Annotated in this window: 19 protein-coding genes; 6 read left to right on the plus strand and 13 right to left on the minus strand. The window is 68.0% G+C overall.

The window, feature by feature from the left end; translation table 11 throughout:
- Positions 1 to 11: 11 nt before the first annotated feature.
- The 3 genes from EV662_RS04165 to EV662_RS04175 are packed head-to-tail and all read right to left on the minus strand — an operon-like array spanning position 12 to position 1810.
- Entirely contained in the window at positions 12 to 497 is a 486-nt protein-coding gene (locus EV662_RS04165) for an Lrp/AsnC family transcriptional regulator (RefSeq protein ID WP_132461231.1), read from the minus strand.
- Positions 498 to 504: 7 nt separating this feature from the next.
- Positions 505 to 1497, minus strand: a complete 993-nt coding sequence (locus EV662_RS04170; protein ID WP_132460884.1) for a cyclodeaminase — start codon at positions 1495 to 1497, stop codon at positions 505 to 507.
- Positions 1487 to 1810: a pyridoxal-phosphate dependent enzyme gene (locus EV662_RS04175; protein ID WP_132460885.1), complete on the minus strand. Its 324-nt coding sequence runs from the start codon at positions 1808 to 1810 to the stop codon at positions 1487 to 1489. Before EV662_RS04175 ends, EV662_RS04170 begins: the two co-directional genes overlap by 11 nt.
- Positions 1811 to 1974: 164 nt before the next feature.
- Between EV662_RS04175 and EV662_RS04180 the strand changes: the two genes are divergently transcribed.
- Entirely contained in the window at positions 1975 to 3198 is a 1224-nt protein-coding gene (locus EV662_RS04180; protein WP_243695763.1) for a M24 family metallopeptidase, read from the plus strand.
- Positions 3198 to 4364, plus strand: a complete 1167-nt coding sequence (gene argE, locus EV662_RS04185) for an acetylornithine deacetylase (protein WP_132460886.1) — start codon at positions 3198 to 3200, stop codon at positions 4362 to 4364. The genes EV662_RS04180 and argE overlap by 1 nt, the downstream gene beginning before the upstream one ends.
- 24 nt (positions 4365 to 4388) lie before the next feature.
- On the opposite strand, the gene EV662_RS04190 is transcribed toward argE, so the two are convergent.
- The 4 genes from EV662_RS04190 to EV662_RS04205 all read right to left on the minus strand — a co-directional run bounded on the left by EV662_RS04190 (position 4389) and on the right by EV662_RS04205 (position 8376).
- Complete coding sequence (locus EV662_RS04190) at positions 4389 to 6308, minus strand: heavy metal translocating P-type ATPase (RefSeq protein WP_165915515.1); 1920 nt, start codon at positions 6306 to 6308, stop codon at positions 4389 to 4391.
- Between the two features lie 99 nt (positions 6309 to 6407).
- The gene (locus EV662_RS04195; protein ID WP_132460887.1) at positions 6408 to 6848 is read right to left on the minus strand and encodes a diheme cytochrome c; all 441 of its coding nucleotides are present in this window, start codon (positions 6846 to 6848) and stop codon (positions 6408 to 6410) included.
- Between the two features lie 17 nt (positions 6849 to 6865).
- A complete protein-coding gene (locus EV662_RS04200; RefSeq protein ID WP_132460888.1) occupies positions 6866 to 7264 on the minus strand; it encodes a DUF1924 domain-containing protein in 399 nt (132 codons plus the stop codon).
- Entirely contained in the window at positions 7261 to 8376 is a 1116-nt protein-coding gene (locus tag EV662_RS04205; protein ID WP_132460889.1) for a cytochrome b/b6 domain-containing protein, read from the minus strand. The genes EV662_RS04200 and EV662_RS04205 overlap by 4 nt, the downstream gene beginning before the upstream one ends.
- A gap of 229 nt (positions 8377 to 8605) precedes the next feature.
- Between EV662_RS04205 and EV662_RS04210 the strand changes: the two genes are divergently transcribed.
- The gene (locus EV662_RS04210; protein WP_132460890.1) at positions 8606 to 9241 is read left to right on the plus strand and encodes an alternative oxidase; all 636 of its coding nucleotides are present in this window, start codon (positions 8606 to 8608) and stop codon (positions 9239 to 9241) included.
- A gap of 10 nt (positions 9242 to 9251) precedes the next feature.
- On the opposite strand, the gene EV662_RS04215 is transcribed toward EV662_RS04210, so the two are convergent.
- Both EV662_RS04215 and EV662_RS04220 read right to left on the minus strand, forming a co-directional pair.
- Positions 9252 to 9626, minus strand: coding sequence for a PAS domain-containing protein (locus EV662_RS04215; protein WP_243695764.1), 375 nt, complete (start codon positions 9624 to 9626; stop codon positions 9252 to 9254).
- Between the two features lie 71 nt (positions 9627 to 9697).
- The gene (locus EV662_RS04220; protein ID WP_132460891.1) at positions 9698 to 10144 is read right to left on the minus strand and encodes a hypothetical protein; all 447 of its coding nucleotides are present in this window, start codon (positions 10142 to 10144) and stop codon (positions 9698 to 9700) included.
- Between the two features lie 151 nt (positions 10145 to 10295).
- Here EV662_RS04220 and EV662_RS04225 point away from each other — a divergent pair, with 151 nt between their 5' ends.
- The 3 genes from EV662_RS04225 to tpiA all read left to right on the plus strand — a co-directional run bounded on the left by EV662_RS04225 (position 10296) and on the right by tpiA (position 11943).
- On the plus strand, positions 10296 to 10658 hold the full coding sequence (locus tag EV662_RS04225) for an SUF system Fe-S cluster assembly protein (protein ID WP_132460892.1): 363 nt from the start codon (positions 10296 to 10298) through the stop codon (positions 10656 to 10658).
- 72 nt (positions 10659 to 10730) lie between these two features.
- Positions 10731 to 11099, plus strand: coding sequence for a HesB/IscA family protein (locus EV662_RS04230; RefSeq protein WP_132460893.1), 369 nt, complete (start codon positions 10731 to 10733; stop codon positions 11097 to 11099).
- A gap of 94 nt (positions 11100 to 11193) precedes the next feature.
- Positions 11194 to 11943 (plus strand): triose-phosphate isomerase, encoded by a 750-nt coding sequence (gene tpiA / locus EV662_RS04235; RefSeq protein WP_132460894.1) that lies wholly within the window; start codon positions 11194 to 11196, stop codon positions 11941 to 11943.
- Between the two features lie 97 nt (positions 11944 to 12040).
- Here the strand turns inward: tpiA and EV662_RS04240 are convergent, their stop codons facing one another.
- From EV662_RS04240 to EV662_RS04255, 4 genes are all read right to left on the minus strand, one after another.
- The gene (locus tag EV662_RS04240) at positions 12041 to 13438 is read right to left on the minus strand and encodes a TRAP transporter large permease (RefSeq protein ID WP_132460895.1); all 1398 of its coding nucleotides are present in this window, start codon (positions 13436 to 13438) and stop codon (positions 12041 to 12043) included.
- A gap of 3 nt (positions 13439 to 13441) precedes the next feature.
- A complete protein-coding gene (locus EV662_RS04245) occupies positions 13442 to 14173 on the minus strand; it encodes a TRAP transporter small permease (RefSeq protein ID WP_132460896.1) in 732 nt (243 codons plus the stop codon).
- An 87-nt stretch (positions 14174 to 14260) separates the two neighbouring features.
- The gene (locus EV662_RS04250) at positions 14261 to 15262 is read right to left on the minus strand and encodes a DctP family TRAP transporter solute-binding subunit (RefSeq protein WP_132460897.1); all 1002 of its coding nucleotides are present in this window, start codon (positions 15260 to 15262) and stop codon (positions 14261 to 14263) included.
- A 213-nt stretch (positions 15263 to 15475) separates the two neighbouring features.
- Positions 15476 to 16189, minus strand: a complete 714-nt coding sequence (locus EV662_RS04255; RefSeq protein WP_132460898.1) for a Crp/Fnr family transcriptional regulator — start codon at positions 16187 to 16189, stop codon at positions 15476 to 15478.
- Between the last annotated feature and the right edge of the window lie 231 nt (positions 16190 to 16420).

Consider the following 16420-nt stretch of genomic DNA (forward strand, 5'->3'; position numbering starts at 1 on the left):
CGGGCCGGCAGTCAGTCCTTCTGCGGACCGGCCAGCAGGCCCAGGGGCGGCAGGCCCGGCCCCTTGACCGGTTTCGTCACGATGTAGGTGTAATAGCGCGACAGCCCGATCCGGTTCTCCAGCATGCGATCGATCAGGCGCTGATAGCTGTCGATGTCGCGGGTGACGACCTGCATCAGGTAATCGAACCCGCCGCCCAGTGCCCAGCAGGCGGTCACTTCGGGATAGGCGTTCAGCCCACCCTCGAAGCGGGTGAAATCCTCGACCGTGTGGCCCGAAAGTTCGACCGCGACGAAGACGGTGACATGGGGGCCCAATGCCTTGAGCGCGATCTCGGCGCGGTAGCCCGCGATCAGGCCGGCCTGTTCCAGCCGCTTCAGCCGTTCCCAGGCCGGCGTCGGCGTCAGGTTGATCCGGCGGGCAAGCTCGGCCTTGGTGATGCGGCCGTCTTGCGACAGGATGCGCAGGATTTCCAGGTCGCGATCGTCAAGCTGTATCATTGGGTTACGTCTCGATCCTGATACCTGCGCCGGCGGCCTGCGTGGCCCGCAGCGCATGTGTGGCGATGGCGGTGTCCTGCGCACCGGTGCCGGTCAGGTCGCAGATGGTGACCTGCGCGTCATCGGTGCGCCCCGGATGCGCGCCGGTGACGACCTGCCCCAGTTCGGGCGGCAGGCCGCGCGTCCAGAGACCGGCGCGCTCGGCCGCGCGCAGCTCGCCCAGGCGCGCGCATTGCGCGGCGTTGTCGGCGACATAGAGATCGGCCTCGGCCAGGGCGCGGGCCTCGATCTCGTTCTTGCCGGACCGGTCGGCGCCCATCGCGGTGACATGCAGGCCCGGGTGCAGCCAGGCGGCGCGCAGCACGGGTTCGCGCGCGGGGGTGGTGGTGACGACAAGCTGGGACTGGGCCACCAGCCGCGCGGGGTCGTCCACCGGCACCGCATCGACGCCCAGCGCGGCAGCCAGGTCCTCGGCGCAGGCCCGTGCCTTTTTGGCGTCGCGGCCCCAGACCAGAACCCGTTCGAAGGGGCGGACAAGGTGGGCGGCCCGCATCTGCAACCGCGCCTGCACGCCGGTGCCGATCACGCCGGCGGTGCTAACGGTTTCCGGCGCGAGGTATTTGGCCGCGACCGCCCCGGCGGCAGCGGTGCGGACATCGGTGAGATAGCCGTTGTCCAGAAACAGCGCCTGCACAAGACCGGTGCCGGCCGCGAACAGGATCATCAGCCCGTTCAGGCTGGGCAGGCCCAGTTTCGGATTGTCGAAGAAGCCGGGGCTGACCTTGACCGCGAACCCGTCGAAACCCGGCAGCCAGGCGGTTTTCACGTCGACCTCGCCATGGACCTCGGGAAGCTCCATCGACAGCACGGGGGGCATCACCACGCCGCCCGCGCCCAGCGCGGCAAAGGCCCGTTCGACGGTGTCGATGGAGGCCATGTCCAAGGGTACCACGCGGCGCAACTCGGCCTCGGTGACGATCAGAACCTCATGGGGCATAGGGGGTTTCCTTCACGGTCAGATCGCCCAGCGTCACGTCCTGCACGGTGACGATCCACGCCTCGGCGCGCAGCGCGCGCATGCCCGTGACCTTGGCCCTGGGCACCACGCCCGGCACATCGCCCGGCCCCGCCACGGCGTTCAGCGCGCCGCGCAATTTGAACGCGCCGATGGGTTGCGCGATGTCGCGTTTCAACAGGGCATCGGTGCCCGCCAGCCTCGACAGGAACGGCGACGGCACCAGCGGCGGTGCGTCGGCCACGCCCCTGATCCGCGCGGCGGCGGCCATGATGTCGGCCAGTGACAGGCACATCGCCATCCCCTTGTCGCAATTGGGCAATTCGGCGTCGCCCCGGGACAGACCTTGACGCGGCCCTGCGCGCATCGTCTGATGTCCACAACGCCCGACCGCGCCCCCCAAAGCACCATGCGGGTCCGCCCGAAGTCAAGCACACCGCAGGCGTGCACAAAGGAGCCATGTTCGACATGAACGAGGAAATCGTCCAGTTCGGCTATGCCGCCGAGGGCCGCGCCCCCTTTTCCCTTGCCGAATACGAGCGCCGGCTGGGCCTGGTGCGCCGCGCGATGGACGAGCGCGGCATCGACCTGTTGTTCGTCGAGGACCCGTCGAACATGGCGTGGCTGACGGGCTATGACGGCTGGTCCTTCTATGTCCACCAGGGGGTTCTGGTGTTCCACGATGCGGACCCGATGTGGTGGGGCCGGCAGATGGACGCGAACGGGGCGGTGCGGACCGTCTGGATGGCGGGCGTGCACATCACGCATTATTCCGACGAATACGTGCAATCTACCACGCGCCACCCCATGCAGCAGCTTGCGGGCATCATCCACGAACTGGGCTATGGGGCGAAACGGATCGGGGTCGAGCTGGAGAATTACTATTTCTCGGCCAAGGCCTATCTGACGCTGCGCGAGGCCCTGCCCGACGCCGACCTTGTGGACGCAACCGCCCTGGTGAACCGCCAGCGCACGGTGAAATCCGACGAGGAACTGGATTTCATGCGGCGCGCGGCGAAAATCTCGGAAAAGATCATCGATGGCGTGCTCGAGCGGATCGAGCCGGGCCTGCCCAAGAACGAGCTGGTGGCCGATATCTATCGCGATGCGCTGACGGGGCTGGATGGCGACTGGGGCGATTACCCGGCGATCGTGCCGCTGTTGCCGTCGGGATCGGACGCGGCGGCCTGTCACCTGACGTGGAACGGCCGCGAATTCGCCGAAGGCGAGGCCACGTTCTTCGAGATCTCGGGCTGTTACCGGCGCTATCACGCGCCGTTCTGCCGGACGGTGTTCCTGGGCGAGCCGCCCGATTACATGCGCGCCGCCGAAGCCGCGCTGATCGAGGGGATCGAGGCGGGGCTGTGGGCGGCCAAGGCCGGGAACCGCGCCTGCGATATCGCCAACGCGCTGAACGGGGCGCTGGCGCGGGCGGGCATCGACCGCGGCGCGCGCTGCGGCTATCCCATCGGGCTGAGTTATCCGCCCGACTGGGGCGAACGCACGATTTCGCTGCGCCCCGAGGACGAGACGGTTCTGGAACCGGGGATGACGTTCCATTTCATGCCCGGTCTCTGGATGGAGACCTGGGGGCTGGAGATCACGGAATCGATCCTGATCCGCGAGGATGGCCCGGCGGAAACGCTGTGCAACCGTCCGCGCAAGCTGTACGTGAAACCGTGATGACACCGCTGGCGCAGACCCGTTCGATCCTGTCGGACCTGGTGGCGTTTCCCACGGTTTCGTCCGACTCGAACCTGGAGATGATCGTCCATATCGCGGCGATGCTGGGCGAGCTGGGCGCACATGTGGACCTGTTCCATGACGAAAGCGGGCACAAGGCGAACCTGTTCGCGACGCTGGGCCCGCGCGAGGCGGGGGGCGGCATCGTGCTGTCGGGGCATACCGACGTGGTGCCGGTGACCGACCAGGACTGGTCCAGTAATCCCTTCGAGATGGTGGAAAAGGATGGGCGGCTTTTCGGGCGCGGCACCTGCGACATGAAGGGGTTCATCGCCTGCACGCTGGCCATGGCGCCCGGCTTCGCCGCGCTGGACCTGAAACGCCCCCTGCATTTCGCGTTCACCCATGACGAGGAGGTGGGGTGCCTTGGCGGTCAGGCGCTGGTGCGGGAACTGGCCGCGCGCGGCATCCGTCCCGAGGTGGCGATCATCGGCGAACCCACCGAGATGCGCATCGTCGAGGCGCACAAGGGTTGCTGTGAATACACGGTGGAGTTTCACGGGCTGGAGGGGCACGGGTCGAACCCCGAGGCGGGCGTGAATGCCGCCGAGGCGGCGGTGCGCTATGTCACCCGGCTGATGGAACTGGCCGAGGCGCTGAAGGGGCGCACGCCCCATAACAGCCCCTTCACCCCGCCCTGGACCACGATCAACCTGGGCCGCATCGCGGGCGGGCACGCCCACAACGTGATCCCGGGCCGCGCCGAGGTGGAATGGGAAATGCGGCCCGTGCAACAATCGGATATCGGTTTCGTCAAGGACGCGATGGCCCGCCATGTCGAGGATGTCCTGCTGCCCGGCATGCGCGCGGTCGATCCGGGGGCCAGCATCCTGACCGAGGTGATCGGCGAGGTGGTCGGGCTGGAGCCGATGGATGACAGCGCGGCGCGCCGCTTGCTGGCGGACCTTACCGGCCAGGTGCGGGCCGAAACGGTGCCCTTCTCGACCGAGGCGGGGCTGTTCCAATCAATCGGCTGCGCCGCGGCGGTTTGTGGCCCGGGGTCCATCGCCCAGGCCCACAAGCCCGACGAATATGTCAGCCTCGACCAGCTGTCCCAATGCCTCGACATGCTGGAGGGCCTGTCGGGGGTTCTGACGGCGGCGTGACACCCCCGCTTCGCCCGGCTCGGATCAGCGCGTCCGCGCCTCGCGCTTGCGGATCGGATCGGCCAGCAGCCGCAGACCGTTCAGCACGACCAGAACCGTGCCGCCCTCGTGCCCGACGACCGCGACGGGCAGCGGCAGGTGGAAGAACAGCCCCGTGGTCACCAGCACCGCCATCGCGCCCATGGCGAAGATCAGGTTCTGGCGGATGATGCGCGCGGTCCGCCGCGCCAGACGGTGCGCCGCGGCCAGGCGGGCGATATCATCGGACAAAAGCGCCACGTCCGCGGCCTGCAGCGCGACCTCGGACCCGGCCGCGCCCATCGCGATGCCGACATCCGCCCGCGCAAGCGCCGCGGCGTCGTTCACACCGTCGCCCACGAAGGCCACGCGCCCCTGCGCCGTCAGGTCGGCCACGATCCGAACCTTGTCCTCGGGCCGCAGGTCGGCATGGATCTCGGCCGCACCGATCCCCAGTTCCGCGCCGATGCGTTCGGCCACCGCGCGCCGGTCCCCGGTCAGCATCGTCACCTGCCGCATCCCGCGGTCGCGCAGCGCCTTCAGGCCCGCCAGCGCGCTGTCGCGGGGCCGGTCCTCGACCGTCACCGCGCCCAGGATGCGCGCCCCGCGCCCCATGAGGACCAGGGTCTGGCTGCCCGCGTGCAGCGCGTCGATCCGGGCGGAGCGCTGCGCGGGCGCGTCGCGGGCGCCCATCCGTTCGGCCATGCGGACATTGCCGGCCCAGATCATGCCCTCGTCATCCACGCCGACCATGCCGGCGCCGGGCACCGCGCGAGCCTCGCGCACGGCAGCCGGCACGATCTGCCGTGCCTCGGCCACGCGCCGGATCGCGTCGGCGATCGGGTGCTCGGAATGGGCCTCGATGCCTGCCAGCCGGGACAGGAACGCGGTCTCGTCGCCCTCGCAGGCGATGTCCACCACTTCCTGGCGCCCGGTGGTCAGCGTGCCGGTCTTGTCGAAGGCAAAGATGTCGACGCGCGCCAGCGTTTCCAGCGCCGCGCCGCCCTTGAACAGCACCCCGCCCCGCGCCGAGGCCGACAGCGCCGAGAGGATCGCCGCGGGCACCGAGATCACGATGGCGCAAGGACTGGCCGCGACCAGAAGCGTCGCCGCCTTGTACAGCGCGCCGTGCCAGCCCAACCCCAGCGCCATGAACACGGCGAAGGCCAGGATCGCCCCGGCGAGGACCGCGACGGTATAGCGCTGGCCGAACCAGTCCGAGAACCGTTCCGAGGGCGCGCGGGCCGCCTGTGCCTCGGTCACCAGGGCGATCATCCGGGCAACCGTGCTTTCGGACAGCGGCCGGCTGACCTCGACGGCCAGTACGCCGTGCAGGTTGACCGTGGCCTCGAAGACCTGCGCACCGGGCGATTTGTGGACCGGCACGGATTCCCCGGTGATGGTGGATTCGTCCAGCGACCCCTCGCCCTCGACGATGACGCCGTCGACGGCCACCCGCGCGCCGGGGCGCAGGATCACCACGTCGCCGGGGACCAGCGCCTCGACCGGCACCTCTTCGGTGCCTTGGGCGGTGCGGCGCAGCGCCCGGTCCGGGCGCAGTTCCATCAGCGCCTCGATGGCGCGGCGCGCCCGGCCCATGGCCCGCTGTTCCAGCGTGGTCGACAGGCTGAACAGCGTCAGCAACACGGCACCTTCAAGGGGCGCGCCCACGGCCGCCGCGGCGATTGCGGCGATGACCATCAGAAGGTCGATGTCGAGGTCCCGGTCCCGCCACAGGGCACCCAACGCCCGCACGCCCGCCGGAACGCCCCCGGCGGCGTAAACCCCCAGCAACGCGGCGATTTCCAGCGTGTGGGCGACGCGGTCCGCGGGCAATGCCCAATGCGCCACCGCAGCAAGGCTCATGCCCGCCAGGGTCAGCCCGGTCAGGACCAGCGGCCAGCTCTCGTTGTTCAACTTCGTCATGCCGTTCCGCGCGCTCCGGTCCCGGGGGTCTCACATGTCGATGCCCCGGCGGCTCCACCTGGAGTCGCCGGGGCGGTATACACCGAACCGAAAGCGGTGTCAGTCGTCCTCGAAATAGCCGCGCTCGGCACCCTTGTGGCAGGCCACGCAGTTCGACATCGATTTGGCGCGCTCCATCATCCGTGCGGAAACCTCCCTTTCATGTTCGCGCTTGAACCAGGGCAGTTCGCTGATCCGCAGCGGCGTGGCGGTTTCGGCCACGCCCCGGACCCGCGGCGCGGCGTTCGAAACCAGGTAAGCCTCGATCTCGGCGCGGGTCGCCTCGTCCAGGCGTGCGTCCTCGCCGAAATGGTTTTCCAGGTTGCCCATGATCGCCTGCCAGGACCGCGCGGGCAGGAAGCCCGCGGGATAGGCCATGTGGCAGGCCGAGCATTCCTCGGCCGTGGCCGGATGTGTGACGGGCGGCATGTAGTCGTCGTCGGCCAGCACGGGCGCGGCCGGGAACGCAAGGGCCAGGATCAGGGTGAAACGGCGGATCATGGTCGGTCTCCTCGGGATCAGAAGCTGGCGAGCCAGGCGACGATGTTCGCCTTTTCGGCGGCGGTGCAGTCGCGGCCCAGCACGCTGTTGCAGTTGCGGCCGAACCATTTCTCGACCTTGGCGCTGTCGGTCAGGCGCTCGGGGTTGGCCGCGGGCGCCAGCGGCTCGATGGTCTTTCCGGTGCGGGCCTGCCCGGCGGCGCGGGGGTCGCTGGTGTGGCAGGTGACGCAGGACGGCGTCTCGGGCTTGCCGCCCGAATGCTCGGCCAGGAAGAACGCCTTGCCCGCTGCGGGATCAGCGGCAGCGCCGGACTCGGCCTCGTACCCGGAGCGGAGTTGGGCGGGCGAGGTGTCCTGGGCAAGCGCCGGTACCGCGGCCGCGGCGAGGATCAGGGGAAGCGCAAGAAATCGGGTCATTTGGGGGTCTCCTTCGGGATTTCGATGGCAAAGGGACTGAAGCGGCCCGTCGCGGCATCCGCGTGGCAGGCCGCGCAGTTCGCGCGGGTGAAGATCGGGGCCCGGGCGAACAGCCCGTCGGGCAGGTCGTCGTGCAACCGTTCCCAGGCCGGGGTTTCGGTCAGTGTGGCCGGGGCGGCCGGATCGGTGCGGACGAACAGGCGCGCGGGCGCGGTATCGACCGTCTCGGCGGCATGGGCGGTCAGCCAGGCCTCGATCTCGGCGGCGTCGCCGGCGTCGATCCAGGCGTTCTCGCCGAAATGGGCGTCGAGCCCGGCCATCAGGTCCGACCACGAGGCCGCGGGCAGCAGGCTGGGGTGATAGACCATGTGGCAGGCGCCGCATTCCTGGGCGGTAAGCGGGTCTGTCACGGCGACCGGCAGGTTCGGCGCCGGCCGCGCCGACAGCGTCGCGCCCCCCAGCCCGAGCGCCGCGCCAAGCCCCGCGACGAGCCCGAGAGCGAGCCCGCCGCGGGCGCGCGCCGGGGCGACGGGGGCATCGCCGGGGCGCGCTTGCTTGCGGCCCGTCACCATCGCGCGGGCGAGGTTCTCGCCTTCGCGGCGGCTTTCGAAGACGACGCCGCCGACATGCAGGGCGACCAGGGCCAGCACGCCAAGTGCAACGCCCCCGTGCAGGTCCAGCGCCATGCGCCCGGTATCGGTGCCGAGATCGGCCGCCAAGGGACCGATGCGCAGCCAGCCGCCCAGCCCTGCCAGCCCCGTCCCCGCAAGCGCGAGGATCGCCGCGAACAGCGCCAGCACCATCAACGCCCCCAGCGGATTGTGCCCGCGATGGCGCCGATCCCGCCCGGAAAGATGCGCGATCACCGCGCCGGGGCGCGGCAGGAAATCGGCGAACCGGGCATGGGTCGGGCCGAAGACACCCCAGACGATCCGCGCCAGCACCAGGCCGGTCGCCGTCAGCCCGCTTGCGACATGGACGAGGGTCCATCGTGCGTCGCCCAGGAAACCGGTCAGGGCGGCGGCCCCGACGCCCAGGACCAGCGCCCAGTGGAACAGGCGCACCCAGATGTCCCAGGCCGGGACGTAAGAGACAGGGGTGGGTCGGGACATCGGTTGGCCTGTTCCTGGGGTCGACATGGAGCGGTCTTCGCATGGCTGGGCTGACGGCGGCCTGCCCGGGGCTGTCAGCGTTCTGTCAGCGGGACGGCGGCGCGCGTCTGCGCGCACGCCCCTCTCACCGCGCAATCACGCTTGCGTGGGCGGGCGGTCCGAACTGTCGCACCCGCATTGACCGGGCGTGTGCCGGAATAGCTCTGCCCGAAACAACGTGGAGACCCCAATGTTCGACAATACCGACCGGCCCGACCTCGACCTTACCACCCACAAGCCGCCCGCCGATCTGAGCGACCGGATCGCGCTGCGGCTGGTCAAGGTCATGCGCGTCTTCGCCGACGCTTTTTTCGCCAAACGCTATGGCCACCGGGCGGTGGTGCTGGAAACCGTGGCCGCCGTGCCCGGCATGGTGGGCGGCATGTTGCAGCACCTCAAGGCGATCCGCCATATCCGCGACGACCAGGGCTGGATCCGCGAGTTGCTGGACGAGGCCGAGAACGAGCGGATGCACCTGATGACCTTCATCAAGATCGCGCAACCCTCGGCGCTGGAACGCGGGATCATCCTTGTCGGGCAGGCGCTGTTCTTCAACGCCTATTTCTTCCTTTACCTGCTGTTCCCGCGCTTCGCGCACCGGGTGGTCGGTTACCTGGAGGAAGAGGCGGTGATCAGCTACACGCAATACCTGTCGCAGGTCGACGCGGGCGCGGCCGAGAACGTGCCCGCCCCGCAACTGGCCATCGACTATTGGGGCCTGCCCACCGATGCACGCCTGCGCGAGGTGATCGTCGCCGTGCGCGCCGACGAGGCCGGCCACCGCGACCGCAACCACGAAATGGCCGACGAACTGGCCGGATCCTGACCGGCGCCGTTCAGACCGGGTTCTGGGCGCCGGCGAAATACATCAGCCGCCCGTCCTCGTCGAAGATCGGGCGGATGCGCAGCCGGTTGACGAAGGGCGTGCCGTCCTTGCGGTAGTTCAGGATGTCGATGCTGAACCGCGTCTGCGCCCGCAGCGCGTGGCGAATCGCCTCGACCGCGTGGGGGTCGGTGTCCGGCCCCTGCAGGAAGCGGCAGTTCTGGCCCACCGCCTCGGCGGCGGAATAGCCGGTCTGCCGCTCGAATTCCTCGCTGACATAGATCATCGGGTTGTCGGGCAGGCCTGGATCGGAAATCACCACGCTCATTTCGCGTTCATCGCTTGCCAGAAGCGCCCGCGCCTCGTCCACCGTAAGATCCCGTCGCACCGCGTTCCCCGTCAGTCACCCTGCCCCCCAAGGCCTATCCCGCAATGCCGCCGCGGACAAGCCGGGGCCGGTCACGGCCGCGGCATCACCGTCATCATCCGCCCATCGCTCCAACTGACGGCCTCGTAACAGATTTGCGCCCCGGCCCCGCCGCACCAGCCGCCGTCGCGCGCGATCAGCAGGATGGGCCGCCCGTTCCAGTCGATCATGCGCCAGCCCTCGGCCTGGAACGCCCAGGCCTGGCCGTCGATCACCGCGTGCAGCATGCACCCGCCCGACCCGCAATACATCGACGCCGCCGAGGAACACTCGAACCGGCTTTCGTCGATCAGCGTATCGAGATCACCATCGCCGTCCAGATCGACCGCCGCAAGCGCGTCGCCCTGCGAGAAGACGCCGTTCTCGTAATTCGCGCAAATCTCCCGCGCGGCGGCGATGATCCGATCGGCCCCGGCCGCTGCAACGCCCGGCAAGCAGATCGCTGCCAGACCGACGCCCCCCATGATCCAACCTTTCAAGGGCTTTCTCCATGCTCAGCGGCGGACCGGCCGCCCGTTAGGGAAATGCTGTTCCCTGACGCGCGCAGTTGCAAGCCCGCAGGGGCAAAACCGGCACTGGACGCCGCGCCGTCCATTCCTTATATCTTTTGTAGGATTTGCAGGAAACGCCATGTCGATGCAGCAGGAAAAGCTTGAGGGGGCGCCCCTCATCCGGCCTTCATCCACCGATCACCCGCTTTACGATCAGGTCGTCGCGGCCTGCCGGTCGGTCTTCGACCCCGAGATCCCGGTCAATATCTACGATCTGGGCCTGATCTACACGATCGAGATCGATGACGAGAACGCGGTGTCGATCATCATGACGCTGACCGCGCCGGGCTGTCCGGTCGCGGGCGAAATGCCGGGCTGGCTGGCCGAGGCGGTGGAACCGCTGCCGGGCGTCAAGCAGGTGGATGTCGAGATCACCTGGGACCCGCCCTGGGGCATGGACATGATGTCCGACGAGGCCCGACTGGAACTGGGCTTCATGTAAAGGGGGCCGGCCTGCCCCTTGTCGGGCGGCGCCGCAATCCCTACCCTCGAATGTGGAAAAGGAGACGCATCCATGTTCGGCATCCCGGGAAAACCGCCCATCACCCTGACCCCCGCCGCGGCGGCCCAGGTGGCGCGCCTGATGGCGCGCGACGACGCCGCCGCCCTACGGATCGGCGTGAAAAAGGGCGGCTGCGCGGGCATGGAGTACACCATGGATTACGTGGCCGATCTGGACCCCCATGACGAGGTGGTGGAACAGGACGGCGCGCGCGTCGCCATTGCGCCGATGGCGCAGATGTTCCTGTTCGGCACCGAGATCGACTACGAGGTGTCGCTGCTGGAATCGGGGTTCAAGTTCCGCAACCCCAACGTGGTCGATGCCTGCGGCTGCGGCGAATCGATCAAGTTCCGCGAAATGGACGAGGCGCAGGGCGACTGACGCCCCGCCCCCCCCTGCGCGGAAAAGGGCCGTTCCGCCGCGCGCCGAAATGTCCTAGGACATCCCCCGACATCCGTAACGAGGGAGAGAGCGCATGCGGCGGAAACTTGCGGCCGGCAACTGGAAGATGAACGGCACCGGCAAATCGCTGGCCGAGGTGGTCGAGATTTCCAAGGACTACATGACGTCGAATATCGACATCCTGATCTGCCCACCGGCGACCCTGATCGAACGCATGGCGCGCACCGCGGTCGACAGCGCGGTGGCCGTGGGCGGGCAGGATTGCCACGCCAAACCCTCGGGCGCGCATACCGGCGACATCTCGGCCGAGATGCTGACCGATGCGGGGGCCACCCACGTGATCCTCGGCCATTCCGAACGCCGCGCCGATCACGGCGAAACCGATGCCGACGTGCGCGCCAAGACCCAGGCCGCCCTGGCGGCGGGGCTGGTCGCGGTGGTCTGCGTCGGCGAAACCGAAGCCCAGCGCGACGCAGGCGACACGCTGGCGGTGGTCGGCGCGCAACTGGCCGGATCGCTGCCCGACGCGGGCGTGACCGGGGGCACCGTCGTTGTCGCCTATGAACCGGTCTGGGCCATCGGCACGGGCCGCGTGCCGACGCTGGACCAGATCGCCGAAGTGCACGATTTCCTGCGCACCGAGCTGGTGAAACGCTTCGGCGACGCGGGCGAGCGCATCCGGCTGCTGTATGGCGGATCGGTCAAGCCGGACAATGCGGCGGAAATCTTCGCCACCTCCAACGTGGACGGCGCGCTGGTCGGCGGGGCCTCGCTGAAGGCCACGGATTTCTCGGCGATCATCGCCGCGCTCGAAGCCGCCTGAGCGGCGCGTCACATCTGCCACAGGCCAAGGGCCGCGCTATCGCGCGGCCCTTTTCGCATCTCTTGCGCCGGCCCGCAGGGGCCGGCGCGCCTTTGGATCAATTGGTGATGATCTCGGGGCCCATCAGCGACGTCGGCAGCCAGGTCGACAGCCAGGGCACGTAGGTCACCAGGATCAGGAACACGAAAAGCACGGCCAGGAAGGGCAGCGCGGCACGCACGACGCGCATCATCGGCATGCCCGCCACGCCCGAGGTCACGAACAGGTTCAACCCCACCGGCGGCGTGATCATCCCGATTTCCATGTTCACCACCATGATGATGCCCAGGTGAATCGGATCCACCCCCAGCTCGATCGCGATCGGAAAGACCAGCGGCGCGACGATCACGATCAGCCCCGAGGGTTCCATGAACTGCCCGCCGATCAGCAGGATCACGTTCACGACCACCAGGAACATGATCTTGCCGAACCCCGCCTCCAGCATCGCGCCCGCGATCTTCTGCGGGATCTGCTCGTCGGTCAGCACGTGTTTCAGGATCAGCGCGTTGGCGATGATGAACATCAGCATCACGGTCAGCTTGCCCGCCTCGAGCAGCGTGACCCGCGTGTCGCGGTGCACGAACCCGGTCAGCAGCGCCTGCGGCTGGCGGAACAGCGCGACCGGCGCGCCGCCCTCCTCGCGCGGTTTCAGCGGCCCCATGTCGCGATAGACGAAGACCGCGATCACGAAGGCATAGACCGATGCGACGGCGGCGGCCTCGGTGGGCGTGAAGATCGCCCCCGTCACGCCCGGGATCCCGTAGATGCCGCCCATGATGATCACGATCAGCATCAGCCCCCAGAACGCCTCGCGGAAGCTGGCGAAGATCTCGCCCCAGCCCTGCCATTCGCCCTTGGGCATGTCGCGGATCGTGGCGATGACATAGATCGCCGTCATCAGCATCAGCCCCGCGATCAGCCCCGGGATCACGCCCGCGAGGAACATCCGCCCCACCGACACGTCGGTGGCCGAGGCATAGACCACCATCACGATCGACGGCGGGATCAGGATGCCCAGCGTGCCGGCGTTGCAGATCACGCCGGCGGCGAAGTCGCGGGTATAGCCCACCTTGCGCATCGCGGCGATCACGATGGACCCGATGGCGACCACGGTGGCGGGCGAGGATCCCGAAAGGGCTGCGAACAGCATGCAGGCGAACACGCCCGCGATGGCAAGACCGCCGCGCAAATGCCCCACGCAGGCGATGGAAAAGCGGATGATCCGCCGCGCCACGCCGCCCGTCGACATGAAGCTGGACGCAAGAATGAAGAACGGAATCGCCAGAAGCGTGTAATGCCCCGCCATCGCCTGGTAGAGCGACTGGGCGATCGAGGCCAGCGAGGTGTCCGAGAACACCAGCAGGAACAGCATCGAGGCAAAGCCCAGCGACACCGCGATCGGCACCCCGATCAGCAGGAAGCCGATCACCATGGCAAAAAGAAGTGCAACTTCCATCGGTCAGCCTTCCTTGCGCGCGGCGGCCTCGGCCTCGGCCACGGCATCCTCGGCCTCGTGGCTGACGATCAGCCATTCCTGGCGGCCGGTGACGATGCGCCACGATGCCTGGCCCAGCCGGAACAGGATCAGCGCGGCCGCGACAGGCAACATCGCATAGGGGATGAAACGGGGCAGTTTCTCGTATTCCTCGCCCTCGTTGAAGATCGGTTCGATGAAACGCAGCCAGTCGGGAATCGGGATCTGCTCGGTCTCGTACCAGCCCTGGTCGCGGCTATTGGCGAACCCGGTGGGAAACCACCGACCCGTGGTCGCATCCAGCCCCGCGAAGGGCGCCCAGTAGTCCCACGCCCCCTTCATCAGCAAAAGCGCGTAGACCAGGCAGATCGCGACCGCCGTCAGCGACATCACCCGCCGCGTGCCCCGCGACACCAGGTTCAGCACCGCGTCGACGCCCAGGTGCATGGTGATCTTGAACCCGTAGGCGATGCCGAACAGCACCAGCCACGCGAACAGCACAAGCGTCATTTCCAGCGCCCAGATGATCGTGGTGGGCAGTTGCACGCCCACCGCCTCGGCGGCGCTGCGCACCCAGGGCAGGTTGAACACGTAGCGGACAACCACGTTGGCGAAGGTCACCAGCGTCATCAGCCCCAGAAGGGCCGCGATCGCCGTTTCCTCGAAGGCATGGACGGCACGCCCGAGCGCGGTCTCGGGCCGGTAAGACGAGCTCATCCCCCTGTCTCCCCGGATAAATTCGGCTTTACTGGGCGAAGACGGCGGCCCAAGGGCCGCCGTCCCCGACTGTCATGCGCCGCGGCCTCAGAGGCCGGCGTTGATTTCCTGCGCGGCGGCGATGTTCTCGGCACCGACATCGCCTTCGAACTGGCTCCAGACCGGCTTCATGGCGTCGACCCAGGCCTGGCGCTGTTCCGGCGTCAGCTGGCGCACTTCGCCGCCGGCCTCGATGATCGCCTGCTTGGCCTGTTCGTTCACGGCGAAGGATTCGCCGTTGCGGGCCTCGGTCACCTCGGCAAGGATCGTTGCCAGCTGGTCGCGCACCGCCGGGTCGAGGCTGTCCCACCAGTCGACCGAGGTCACCACCAGGTAGTCGATCACGCCATGGTTGGTCTCGGTGATGCCGTCCTGCACCTCGAAGAATTTCTGGCCGTAGATGTTCGACCAGGTGTTTTCCTGCCCGTCGACGACGCCCGTCTGCAGCGCGCCATAGACCTCGGAAAAGGCCATGGGCTGCGGGCTGGCGCCCAGGGCTTCCATCTGCGCGACCAGCACGTCCGAGGTCTGGACGCGGAATTTCAGACCCTTGGCGTCGGCGGGGTCCAGCAGCGGCACCTTGGCCGAGAACTGCTTCATCCCGTTATGCCAGAACTGCAGACCCAGCAGACCACGGCGGGTCATCGATTCCTTCATCGCCTGGCCGGTCTCCGAGGCCTGGAAGGCATCCACCGCCTCGATGTTCTTGAACATGAACGGCAGGTCGAAGATGCGGAAGACCTTGGTGAACTGCTCGAATTTCGACAGCGAGGGCGCGGCGAACTGGACGTCGCCGTTCAGCATCGCCTCCAGCACCTGGTCGTCGTTGTAGAGCGTGGAGTTGGGATAGACCTCCATGCAGGCCACGCCGTTCATCTCTTCGTTCACACGATCCATCAGCAGGGATGCGGCGATGCCCTTGGGGTGCTTGTCGGAATTGGTCACGTGGCTGAACTTGATGACCATCTCGCCATCGTCGCACTGCGCCAGCGCGGCACCGGCCGATACGGACAGCGCCACGGCAGCGGCGGCGGCAGTCAGGACTTTCATTCGGTATCCTCCCAGATAACCCGTTTGTATCTGTCGAAAACGCACGCCCCGACAGGGCGGCGGCGTCCGACTATCACCGATGAAGGCCCGGGCCTCAAGCGAAACCGGCCCGCGGCGGGTCCGCTTCGCGCCATGGGCGAGCCACCCCCGCCCCGCGCAGCCATGGGGTCGCACGCAGGTCCAGGACAAGACGTTCGGGGAACCTGCGCGGGGTCAGCCGGCCTTCAGGGCGCGGGTTCCGGACGAGATGCGGACCGCGTCGAACGCCGCGGCAAAGTCCGATGGATCGACGATCCGAAGCCATCCATATCCGGTCTCGATCAGCCCTTCCGCCACGAACTGGCGCATCGCCCGGTTCGCCGAATTGCGCGACAGTCCCGACATCTCGGCCAGTTCGGATTGCGTCAGCGGAAAGATCGTGGCGCCGTCGTTGAACTTGTGCAGGCGGTGCAGCGAGATCAGCAAGCGCGCACGCGGGTCGGGATGGCAATGCGCCGTCAGCAAAAGCGCCAGGCTGTCGTAATTCGCCGCGATATTCGCGGCGACGTGGCGCCAGGCCTCGCTGTCGCGCCGGGCCAGCGCCTCGACATGCATGCGTGGCACCGACAACAGCACCGAATCCGAACGTGCGACCACGGTGCCGCGCCGGTCGGACCCGCCGACGATGGCGATGCTGCCGGCCCACCATCCCGGATGCGCGACGAAGGTCAGCTTGTGCCCGTCCTCGCCTGCATCGCTGTAGACATAGAGCAGCCCATCGACCAGCCCCAGGACGTCGGGGGCCGGGTCCTCCTTGTGGAAAAGCACTTCGCCCGCACCGACACGGCGCAGGTGCGACCCCGCAAGCAGGGCCGTGCAGAACGTGCTGGGCAGGCTGCGCAGCCAGCCCATTTCGCGGATCGTGCGTCTTGCGTGATTCAGGTCCATAGCGACTTAGAATAGCTGTAAGAAATGGCGCAGACTGTCAATTTGGAGACATTATCGCAATGTCTTTGTCATTGTGCACAAATTTCCACCGATCTGTTGCATGGGCGGAACACTGCACGGATTCCGCTCATGTTGACCGGAGTGCTGCAAAACCGGCCTGTGCTGAGACGGGCCGATCGCACGGCGCGGCGATGCGACGCAGCGCGCCGGGCCGGGGCGCCTGCGACATGA

It is taken from the genome of Rhodovulum marinum (assembly GCF_004343075.1).
GTDB lineage: Bacteria > Pseudomonadota > Alphaproteobacteria > Rhodobacterales > Rhodobacteraceae > Rhodovulum > Rhodovulum marinum.